This window comes from Botrimarina sp. (assembly GCF_040219535.1).
Lineage (GTDB): Bacteria > Planctomycetota > Planctomycetia > Pirellulales > Lacipirellulaceae > Botrimarina.
In genome coordinates, this window is sequence record NZ_JAVJSH010000018.1 from 25,316 (window position 1) to 37,683 (window position 12,368).

The 12,368-nt window shown below is 64.8% G+C and carries 1 protein-coding gene; it reads right to left on the reverse strand.

All coding sequences use genetic code 11. The features are described from left to right. Positions 1–70: 70 nt before the first annotated feature. Positions 71–12,325, reverse strand: coding sequence for a putative Ig domain-containing protein (locus tag RIC11_RS10080; RefSeq protein ID WP_350210837.1), 12,255 nt, complete (start codon positions 12,323–12,325; stop codon positions 71–73). Between the last annotated feature and the right edge of the window lie 43 nt (positions 12,326–12,368).

Here is a 12,368-nt window from a genome sequence, read left to right on the forward strand (position 1 = left end):
ATGCCAGGTCCTTCTGGCACGGGGAGAATAAGCATCAGCCGAACATGCCTACACAGATCGGGATTGCACTCTAGAAAAGGTCCGACCCAGAAACTCGCCCAAGAAACTCGAATCCGCCGCCTTTAACCTCCACCAATGGCACTGAGAATCGCCCAAACTTTAGGAAGGTCGCCTCCAAACCGCCTTTCAGAGACGGACTGTTGTACAAGTTTAGGTTAACCACCGTCCCGAGAGGAACATTAGCACGGAATATCGCATCCAACTTCGCGATCTCTTCGCTGAACACTGCCACTTTGAACAGATTAAAATTTGCGCCAAACTGGAACTTAACCTCGCTCGTATCAAGATTCACCGCGAGCCGGAATTTACCACCACTAACTCTTCCCGGCCCAGCCGGCGCCAAGTCCAATGCGAGCGTAAAAAAGTCTTCGCCGACGGTATTTCGTCCCCAACGTAAATCCAACGCGTCGATGCTGCCTGTCTTCTGGCCCTCTGGCTTCTTGAAGCCGATCGCACCGCTGAACTTTCCTTCGGCGAGATCAGCTGCAACAAGGTAGCCCCCAACCACCAGCACCTGGGCGACCTGTATGAAGTTGACAAACTCACCGACAGATGTGAATGCAGTGCGGAGCGACTTGACCTGCGTGAAAGTTCGAAGTGCACTGAATACGCTCTTTATACCCTGTACAACATTGATCTCTGCGAGCGATAAGTAACCGCTTGGATCGGCATAGTTGATCGGATTGTCATTAGCATACGCATATCCATTTAGCGTAAGCGGGTTCTGTGGTATACCGCCGAATGGATCCGCAGACACAAAACGACCAACGCTTGGATCAAAGAATCTCGCTCTCAAATAGTCGAGGCCGACCTCCGCGTCTCGGTACTCGCCGCTAAACAGGTAGGAATCTGTCGTGGATCCCACGACGCTAGAAATCCGTCCGTACGCATCGTATTCATAGTGATACTGTAGCACTGCAGCAATATCGCTGAGCGCGCGAACGCTTCCGCTTCCGTCTGTGTGATAGTAGATCTTTACACTGTCTCGCAGCTGCGATATCAGATCTGCTCCAAACACGTACGATGCGTTGATCACGCCGCCCTCCGTGTACTCCTCTAACGTCTGGGAGTACCTCCTATTCGTATCGAGCAAGTAAAGCGTGGGGGTGCCCCCTACGACCCGGCTCACACGCAGTCCGCCTGGATCGTACAAATAGTTCGCGTCACTTAACCCGTCGCCATCCGTGTCCGCCGCGATCAACCGATTCTCAACATCCCATTCGTAGAGCGCCTGATCTGCCGCTGCCCCGTTCCGCATGGAGGACTTCGAGAGTGTATTCCCGTTGCTGTCGTACGCGTACTCTGTTTCGACTAGACCCCCGCCCGTCTCGGTGAGCGTCTCCAGCAGAAGACGATCCATCTCGTCGTAGGCGTAGATAGAGACGCCCTCCGCCGAGTCAGCGCGTTCGAGACGGTTGCCCACATCGTCGTAAGCGTACTCGATGGCCCGGTCGACAACCTCGCTGTCCGCATCGAACTGCACCGCCGGATCACCCAAGCTCGGGATGTCTTCGTACATCTCCTCCGCAGTCAGGCGGTAGAGGTCGTCGTACGCGTAGTCGACCAACCGCCAGCCCTCGGCCGACTCTTCTCGAATCTGTAAACGGTTGCCGGCCAGGTCGAGCGTGTAGTGGAAGCCGACGAGGATCTCCCCGCTCGGGCCGAACGACTCAACCGACAAGATGCGGCCGAGGTCGTCGTAGGAACGGGTCTCGTAGGTCCCGTTGGGCAACTCGGTTCGGACTAGCTGGCTCGCCGCGTCGTAGGAGTAGACCGTTAGACCGCCCTCGGGATCGGCGACGGTACGGAGGCGGTTCTGAACGTCGAACGTGTAGTCGGTCGTCCTCGGGGCGTTTCCTGGGACGGTCGTCGTGACGCTCGTGCGGTTGCCTGCCGCGTCGTACGTGTAAGCGATCGACGCGCCGTCCGGGTCGATCCGCTGGAGCAGGCGGTCCTGGGCGTCGTACTCGTAGCGGGTGACGCCACGGGCGTCGGTGACCGTTTCCCGTTGGCCGGTCGCCGTGTAAGTGAATTCGACGTCTGTCCCCTCCGGCAGGTCCTTTAGGACCAGGCGATCGAGCGCGTCGTACTCGAGGCGGATCGTTTGACCGTTGAAATCGGTCGTCGACGTGACGCGGCCGACCGCGTCGTAGTCGGCCGTGCTGAAGAAGTTGTCGCTGAGGTCCGCGGGCGTCCCGTCTGGCAGGATTGTCTTGGTGCGCCGTCCGAGGCCGTCGTACTCGTAGCGGGTCTCGCGGCCCAATGCGTCGCGCTGAATTACGAGGTTGCCGAGCCCGTCGTATTCGTACTCGGTCCGCAATTGGCGATCTTCGAGCGACTGAATGACCGCGGTGAGCTGACCGAGCTCGTTGTACTCGTAACTGGTCGTGACGCCGTTCTGATCGGTGCGCGAAGTGAGCCGGCGCTGGTTGTCGAAGCCGTTCGAGGATCGAGTTCCGTCGGCGTAGACGGTCGCCGTAAGCATCCCGCCAGCGGTGTAGGCGAAGGTGCTGGTGCGGCCGAGCGGGTCGGTCGAAGTCGTGCGTCGGCCGGCGTCGTCGTAGGCGTCGACGACGCGGGGGTTGTCGGTCAGGTCTCCGGGGGTCTCGTCGGGCAGAATGGTGGTGGACAGCGCGCCGGTGGCGTCGTAGACAAAATGCGTAGCGTTGCCGAGCGGGTCGATCTCGGCGGTTACACGGCCCGCGCGGTCGTAGACGGTCTCGGTGAAGGGGTTGTCGTTGAGATCGCCGGGGGTGTCGTCTGGCAGGAAGACCTTGGTCTGTCGGCCGGCTCGGTCGTATTCGAAGCGGGTGACGCGACCGGCCTCGTCGGTCTGCTCGACGACCTGGCCTGCGGCGTTGTAGGCGGTGCGGGTGCGGAGGTTGTCCCGGTCGTCGAGCGGCGTGTCGTCCGGCAGGATCGTCTCGGTCAACAGGCCGCGCTGGTCGTGCACGAATCGCGTCACGCGGCCGAGTGCGTCGGACGTGGCGACCGTGTTGCCCGCCGCGTCGTGAGTTGTGCCGGACTGTGACAGGACGACGCCGTCCTGACGGACAACGGTCCCGACGATCCGGCCCTCGTCGTCGTAGTCGTTCTCGGTGACGACGGTGCTTAAGCCGCCGCCGGTGGAGTAGGTGACCGACTCGCGGAGCTGATTGCCGTTGCCGTCGTACTCGAAGGCACGGACCGTGCCCGCGGCGTCTTCTTGTCGGGTGACGTTGCCGCGCGAGTCGTATTCAAACGTGGTCTCGTTTCCGCCAATCGACAGCGTCGTCGGGTTGCCCGAGCTGTCGTAGGCGATGCTCGTCGCGACGCCGTCGGCGTCGGTGGCCGACAGCAGGTTTCCGACGCTGTCGTAGCGGTTAGACGTCGTGGCCCCGTTGGCGTCGGTTGTCGTGACGACGTCGCCGAATTGGTTGTAGGTGAAGCGGGTTACGTCGCCATTGGGGTCGGTCTCTTTTAAGACGTTTCCGCGGGCGTCGTATTCGAAGCGGGTCACGAGTTCCGTGCCGTCGGCAAGGACCTGGGTGATCTTCGTCTCGAGCGTCGGGTTGTTCGGGTCGGCGTACTCGTAGAGCGACACCAGTCCTTCCGGGTCGATCTGGCGGACGACGTTCCCACGGGCGTCGTAGACGATCTCTGTCGGGTTACCCAGCTGGTCGACCTGGGTGACCGCGGAATCTTCCGGGTCGTACTCGAGCCGGATCTCCTCGCCGTCGGCGTCGACGATCCGGCTGAGCCGGCCGTCCTCGTCGTACACGCTCTTCGCGCCGGTTCGGCCAAAGGGATCGATTACCTCGTCGAGGTAGTGCGGCCGGTCGGTGCGGTACACGAACCGGGTGACCGCGCCTTCCCGGTCGGTCACCGAGACGAGGTCGCCCGCCGCGTCGTAGGCGTACTCGACGCGGTTCTCTTCCGGATCGATAAGCGCCGTGATCCGCCCGCGTGCGTCTTTCTCGAAGCGGATACGCGGCCCGGAGGAGCTACGGATGCCGTCTTCCTCGAAGATCAGCTCGTTGCCGTTGCGGTCCCGGATCAGGTCGGCGTCGCCGGAGTCGCCGTCGATCTCGTAGACGAGCCCCTCTTTGGTGGTCAGCGTAAACTTCCCGCCGAAGGCGGAGCTGGCAGGGTTGTAGGCGAGGCTCGACCCGAACCCGTTGAACTGGCCGCCGTTGTTGAAGAGGTCGTAGTTCTCGACGGTGAGGGTGCTTGTCACACCGCTGTCGGGGACGAACCGCGGCTCCCAGATCGCGGCGCCGGCCAGCGCGAGATACGCATTGGCGAATCCCGGCTTCAAACGCGGCTCGAAGGTAAAGCCTTCGCGACCCCCTTCGGGCGTGGTCACGTAGACCCGGGCGCCAAAGAAGTAAGGATTGTAGATGCCGTCTTCTTCGAGGCCCGATTCGGGGACGCTGGTGCGTAGGTCCGTGTCGTGGATCTCGAGGCGCCACCCGTAGCCGAAGTCGCTTTGCTCGTTGGCGGTGAGGGTGTCGTAGGTGCGCGACACGACGATCGGCACACCCGAAACCGGGACCGTGAGGTCAACGAAGCTGAGCGTGTAGTTGCCCAGCTTGAGGTCGCCCGCCACGCTGACGGCTGTCTGGATCTCCGCGTCGTTGCCGCCGGCGTCCACGGCGTAGAGCCGCAGCAGGTACTCGTCGTTCTGCAGCATCGAGGGGTCGAACCGCCCCAGCACGCCGCCGTCGACGTTGCCTGTCCCGCGGGCGATCTCTACGAATCCGCCGTCGCCTACCAGCGGCGCCACCTCGATCGTGTAGAACGCCAGATCGGGGTCGTTCACGGCGCCTATCAAGTCGATCGGCCCCGTGATCACTTCGCCGTAGGCCGGTGAGAGCAGCTCAACGACCGGGTCGCCGACAATACTCGGGTCGGTCACCGACAAGAGGGCCGAACTGGTCGAGACGTTCCCCACCGGATCGACGGCCGTGGCGACAACCTCGAGCAGCCCGATCTCGGTTGCGTCGATGAAGGCGCCGCCGTTGGCGTCGAGCACCAGCGGCTCGCCGTTGACGGTCGCTGTCAGCGAGTCGACCCGCACGTCGTCCACGGCGGTGACCTTGACGCTCACCCGGTCGCCCACGCTGGCTTGGTCTTTCGATAGCGTGACCAACACATCGGGCGCCCGTTCGTCGCCGCGCACCGTCAGGTCGTAGCGCAATCGGACGAAGCCGATGGCGTCACCCGCGGTCAACGCCACCGGGTAGACGCCGACGTCTCCAACCGCGGTGTCCCACTTCACGCGCCCCGATGCGTCGATCGAGAGCCCCTCCGGGCCGTTCTCGACCGCAAACCGCAGCACGTCCCCGTCGTCGTCGACGACCGGGAAATTCATCACGTAGGTCTCGCCCGCCAGCGCGGTCGTGATCGGCGCGCCGATGAGTCGCGGCAGCCGGTTCTCAGCCCTCACCTCGAGTTGGAACGTCTGGCGCCCCCTTCCTCCTTGGGGATCGACCGCCTCGATCGTTACCCGGGCGGGTCCCTCTTGGCCGGCGGCGGGTGTCCATAGCAACAGGCCGGTCGGGTCGATCGCGACGCCCTCGGGCGCACCGCTGGCCAGCTCGAACCGAACGTCCTCGCCCTCCGGGTCGACCGCCATCGCCTCGTAGACTAGCTGCACGCCGACCTGGGCGGCCGTCGGCGCGGTTGACGTGATCCGCGGCGCGAGGTTCGCCGGCGCCTCGCTGACGACCACGTCAAAGGATTGCGTGGCGTCCAGCAGGCCATCGGTCACTCGGACCTCGACCTGATGCGACCCTAGCTCCGAAGCCTCTGGTCGCCAGAGTATCACGCCCGTCTGGGTGTCGAGCGTCATCCCCTCGGGGCCAGCGACCAGCTCGATCCCGAGCAGGTCGCCCTCTGGGTCGACCGCGCCGACGCCATAGGCGTACAGCCGATCAACGAAGGCTTCGGTCACCGGGTCGGTGTCGATGCGAGGCGCCGAGTTGACGGGGTTCACGTAGACCGTGAAGGTCTGCGTCGCAGTGCCCCCAAGGGTGTCGATCACCCTCACCACGACCTCTTGGAGGCCAAGCTGCTCGGCGGTCGGCGTCCAGCGCACCGCTCCGCTGAGGGCGTCGATCGACATCCCAACCGGGCGCTTGGCGAGCTCGTAGACCAGCGTGTCGCCCTCCGGGTCGCTCGCGGCAACGTCGTAGGCGTACGGCGCGTCGATCACCGCCGCCAAGGGGGGCTGCGAGTCGATGCTCGGCGGAGCATTCGTCGCGTCGACGACTACCTGCACCTCGCCCGATTGTTGAACGACGCCCCCTCGACCGTCACTGATCGCGATTCGGATCGTGTTGGGGCCGACTTGGTCGGGTGTGGGAGTCCACCGCAGCAGGTTGGCCGGCTCGCCGGGCGCTCCAAGCACCACGCCGGTGGGGCCTTCTTCGAGTGTGAAGGTGAGGGGATCGCCATTCGGGTCGAGCGCTTCGATCGAGTAAATCAGCTGCCCCCCCAACGCGACACGCCTGGGGAGGCTCGAGAAGACGACCGGCAACGCGTTGGCGCCTTCCTCTGCCACCTCGATGGTGAACGTCTGCTCGCCCTGACCGCCCTGATCGTCTCGCGCGACGACTGTCACCTCCACGGGACCCACCTGGTTCGTCGCGGGCGTGAAGTCGAGCACACCCGTCGATTGATTGATCGACAGGTTCGGAACGGGAGCGGCCAGATCGAACGTAATCGGGTCGCCGTCGGCGTCTTGCGCGGCGACCGAGTAGCGGTACGGCAGACCGGCTACCGCCGTTAGGGGCGCGTCGCTGGTGATCACCGGCGCCGCATTGGGCACGAAGACGGTGATGGGGAACTGCTGCACATCGAAGCCGCCCTTGCCGTCCTCAACCTTAATGAGGATCTCCTTGACCGCAAAATCGCCGCTCGCGTCGAGGTTGAGGATTGGCTCAACGATCGGCTCGCCCGTGTCCGGATCGATCTGCCCGGTGTCAAAAGCATCGACGAAATCGCCCAGCCCGGGCGTCCAGACCAGCCGACCGGTCTGGGCGTCGATCGTCATTCCGGCCGGGATCGTGAAGGAGCCGATATTGAGGCTGCCCCGCTCCGCCAACATCTCCGCGAGCGTTTCGCCTTCGGGGATCGAGAAGCTGCTCGCCGTGAGCGGCTCGTCGTCCGCGCCGAGGTTGTTGACCGCCAGCAAGCTGAACGTCAGTTCGTCGCCGTCGAGGTCGCTGGCGAAGGCGTCGTAGACGTAGGTTTCGCCGAAGACGGCCGTGTCGGGTGGCAGCGAGTCGATCCGCGGGGGCAAGTTGTCGACGGCGCGGACTAAGACCACGTACGTGAGCGTGTCCTCCCCGCCTCGCCCATCGTTCACCCGAACGGTCACCTCGGCGCTGCCGAGGATGTCGATGTTGGCGTCCTCGACCGGGTCGAGCGGCGTCTCATCGGTCGGGGTCCATGTGATCAACCCGCGGCGGGGGTCGATCTGCATCCCCTCGGGCGGGTCGACCAGCTCGTAGGTCAACAAGTCGCCATTGGGGTCCGATGCGATCACTTGGTACTCGTAGAGCACGTCCCCGATAGCATCGGTGTTCGGGTTGGGGTTGATCTCCGGGTCGAGATTTGCCTCGGCCGCGCCGACGTTGACCGTGAAGGTGACCGAGTCGTGTCCGCCGAACGCGTCGGCGACCATCAGCGTCACGCTTTGCTGGCCCAACTGGCTCGCCAGCGGCGTCCACGTTACCAGCCCGTTCTCCGGGTTGACCGATAGCCCCTGCGGCGCCGAACCTTCGGAAAACACGATCGGGTCGCCGTCGGGATCGCTCGCCCCGAGGAAGAAGCCGTAACTCTGGCCCACCACCGCCGTTGTCGGCAGATTTGCAGTGATGATGACCGGGTCTTCGTTGGGACGCGTCGGTGTCGTGAAGAGCGTGTACGCCTGCGTCGCGATTCCGCCGCGGCCATCGTCGGCCGCGATCGTCACGTCGAACTCTTGCTCGGTGGTACGCGTGGCGTTGGATAGCCGGAGGTTGTCGATTTGGTGGAACGGGCTCGACTGCCTCCAGGTAACGCTTAGGACATCTTTGAAGCCTGCTAGGTCAAAGGTCTGCGGGCTGAAGTTATTCCCGTCGGTCGTAAGCGTCTGCCGCACCTCGCCGCCGCTTGCGAGCTCGCCGATCAGGGTGATCGTCGCCGCCGCGCCGCCGCTAGAACCGGCCTCCGCGACGTCGATGCTCCCGAGCGTGAACGGCGAGTTGTCGATCGAAGTGAGGCGGGTTACGCCGGTCACCGTGCGATTGGACAACGCGGGCGATCCGGAGTACTCGGCGCTAGCCGAGCCGTAGGCGCCCAGGCCCAAAAGGTTCGGGCTCAGAGCCTCGATCACGTAGCCGTTCGCTTCGTAACGTGTGAGCGATTCGCTCCCGAGTTGGTCGATCCCCAGGAACGCGTTCTGGTTGTGCGCGAGATCGTCGAAAGTGAGGGTAACCCCTTCCGAGGCGGTCCAGCGGAGCTCCCCCGTGGACCCGTCCAAAGTCATGCCCGCCGGACCAGATAGCAGACGGTAGGTGATCGGGTCACCGTCGGCGTCGACGGCGTCGATGTCGTAGGCGTACTCTTGGCCCGAGAGAGCGAAGAGCGGCGGCGAGGAGAGGATGACCGGCGGCTGATCGCCAACCTGTTTGCCGACGAGAACCGTGAAGCGCTGACGCGTCGACCCGCCGCTCCCGTCTTCCACAAGGAGCGTCACGTCACGCAGCCCCGCGTCGGCGCCGGTCGGTGTCCACGTAATAGCGCCGCTCGAGTCGACCTGCATCTCCTCCGGGGCCTCGGCCAGCGTGTACGTCAGCGGATCCCCGTCGGAGTCGGTCGCCCTAACTTGATACCGGTACGCTGCGCCAACGCTCGCTGTCACGACCGGGGCGCTCGTGAGCCGGGGCGGTCGGTTCGGCGGCGCCGCCTTCACCGACAACGTAAACCGCTGCTCGGCCACGCCACCACGTCCGTCGGTGACTCGCACCACCACGTCGTGTGTTCCCGAGTCTTCGCTCGTCGGCGTCCAGGTCAGAACGCCGTCCGAGAACGCCGCGTCGACGGGACCGCTGATCAGCTCGTACTTCAGCGCGTCTCCGTCGGGATCGGTCGCCCGAGCCGCATAACGGAACGGCATGCCTACCAGGGCCTCCGCTTCGGGCGTCGTGCCGAAGCGGGGCGCTTGGTTGACCTGGCCGTAGGGAGCGAGGCTGTACGTGAACCGTTCAGCCCTCGGCACGGCGAAGCGCAGGGTTCGCTCCCCCGTCCTCTCTCCACCGGAGAGGACCCCGCCGTCGATGTCCGCGCTGTAGTCGTAGTAGGGGCGTCCCTCGGGCGTCACGCCGGTCGTTCGGAGCGCCCGCACCGAAGCGGTGCTCAGAGCGTCGATGACAACAACCAGCGGGGCGTCGACCTCGAAGGACCCAACGTTCCTCACCGCAAGGCCGGCGAACAACTCACCCGTCGCGCGATTGTACGACGTGTGCCCGTACTCGGCCTCGAAGCTCGCCGTCAGGAGGTCGCTGAACAGGTCGATATCGAGCTGGCGAGGCTGCGGCGTCTGCCCTCGAAGCGTGAGCGTCTGGCTCGCCCGCTGGCCGAAGTCGTCGATCGCGACAAACTCAAGCTCGTTGACGCCCGCTTGGACGATCACCTCGGTGAAGAAGTTGCCCGCACTGTCCACCGCACCGACCGGCTTGCCGCTGACCAGCACGGCGGCTAGCTCCGTCCCTTGCGCTGCGGTGGCTCGCCCCGTGACGACGATTGTGGCCCCGGCGGCGAACTCGGTCCCGTCGCTCGGCTCGTCGATAGCGATGTCGAGCAGACCGACAACCCACTCATTCGTCGCCGCATCGCTAAAGAACCCGGCCTTCGCGGTGATGGTGTCGACGCCCACCGCGTTGGCGTCGTAGGCAAATCGCGCTACCCCCAAGGCGTCGGTCACCACAAACTGCCGCTCGGCGTTCGCGCCGCTCACGACGAACTCGACCGACACACCGGGCAGCGGGTCACCATTCTGGTCACGGATCGTCGCGGCGAGCGCCAGCGTGTCGGCAATCGAAGTGACGCTCGACTCGGGCGTCAGCTCGATCGACGAGGCCACCAGCGGGACCTCGGGATCGACCGCCAAGCCGGCCGGGTAGCCGTACGACTCGTCCGACCCAAAGCCGTAAACGATCGCCCCAAAGGCCTGCGGGCTGCTCAGCCGGTGCAAGCCCGCCTCGACGGGGATCGTCGCTGCCGTGAATCCGCTGTCGGCGATCGCAGTGAACTCGTCGGCTGGGATCGCCTCGCCGTTGAGGGTCACCGTCGTGCCGACCGGCGCAACAAGGTTGAGGTAGTGCGCTTCGATGCCGGCAACGTTGGTCGTGACGTTGTAGCCGCCGAGGAACTGATCGATCGCCGGGACGAGCGTCATGAAGGGGTCGCTCGTCGTCTCGTCAAACTGAGCGCTGTTGGCGTACTGGGCGACGAGAACCGGCTTGTCCGCTGTGACCAGAGACGCCGTGAAGAGCAGCGTCTCGTAAACTTCTCCCACGCCGAGGTTCGCGACCACCGCTCCATTGACGGAGACCTGCGTGTCGGCCTCCGAAGCGATCACCCGAAACGTGTCGCCCCCGTCGCGTGTTGCGAGTGGCGTGGTCAGGAACTCCGTTCCCCACTGGTCCACCGGGAGGAGCTGCTCCACTAGGTAGTCCGCGAAGCCGACAGCAGGACCGGGTACGTTCGCCGCAGAGTGGCCGCCAAAGACGGCCACCGGTCGGTCGCTCGTGATCACGGTGCCCGAGAGGTCGCTGGGCTCGCCTGCCGTGTTCTGCAGCAGGAAGGTCTCGCCGGCGTCGAGCGTGATCGGGAACGGCATGCCGGCGGTGAAACCCGCCGTGGTGACCGTCGGGGTGATCGTGACCGTTGTCCCGTCTTGGCTGGCGGCGATCGCCAGCTGCGTGCCGGGGAAAGTCTCGAATACCTCGGGCGTCACGTCGAGGTTCTTATAGCCCAAGACCACGTGAGCCGTGCCGAGGATGTCGGTCGGCAAGCCAAGGAAGACATCGGCCGTCTCCACGGCGCGGCTCACGCCGTACACCGTGACCTCGTCCAGCGCAGTGACATGCACACCCTTCTGCGTGACGCTGCCCGAGCTGAAGCTGAGGTCCGCTTCTAGCGGCAACGAGACGAACGTTTCTTCGCCAGGCGTGACGGTGAAGCTCTGGGAGAAATCGAGTCCGGGGATCTCAACCACGCCGCTGGTTGATCGCTCGCCAGTGATCCGCAAGCTGAGCTCGGCCGCCTCGCCGGTGAGACCGATGCTGCCGGGGAACGCTAGCCAGAAGTCTTTCCCGCGGCTGTCGGGTAGCGGGGTCGCCGCTCCCATCGGTCCTAGAACGCCACGGCCCGCGGCGCGGGCCGCGTCCTCGCCGGTTGGCAGCCTTCGCACGCCCGGCATCAGCGTCGCCGCCATCACGCTCGTGGGCGACGAGGAAGGATCGAGGTCCGCGAGGCCGAGCACGTGACCGTACTCGTGGGTGAGCACTGTCAGCAGGTCGACTCCGGCGGCCGCATCGGCGGTTGTCGCGACAAGGCCGCCGTTCTCGATGGTGAACTCGACGTCGTCCTCAGGGCTTGCATCGATCCACCAACCGAGGCCCGCCGCATCGTCGTCCAACCAGACGGTCGATTCGGTAGCGAAGCCCAATAGGCCCGGCGCCAGGTCGGCGACTCGCAGGTCAATGTCGTCGAAGAACGCCTCTCCGCCGAGCAGCTCTGACCAAGCGTTCCGCGCCTGCGACGCTACCTCTAGCGTTTGGTCGATCGTAACAGCGCCGCCGCTAGTTCCCGTATCGACGTAACCGGCGGCTCGCAGCGGCAGCCCGACCGTCAAGGTCAACGCGTTCGCCTCGTAGTTGGGCAAGAACGCGAGACCGCTCGGCAAACCGATATCGACAATTGAGAGCTCACCGGACCTGGCGCCATAGGTCAGGGGCTGGAGCATCTCGCCCGACTCGGGCGCGTATCCGGACTCGGGAACCACCCCCAGCTGGCCGGCCAGGTTGACAAAGCCCGTTGACGCGATCCGGCCAACCGTCGCGGCCGAGTCAGCGCGTGTGCGAATCACGCCATCCGCCGTTTGCGAGAAGCCATCACCGGAAATACTCAGCGACCGTCCGCTTGCGATATCGATCGTTCCTTGATTGGTGTAGGTGGCTTCGGCGTCGTCGAGCCGCAGGTCGAGGTCGACGTCGATCGTCGCCCGGTTCACCACGTCGCCCCGCAGCGTCCGCGTCCCGATCGTCCCCGAACCC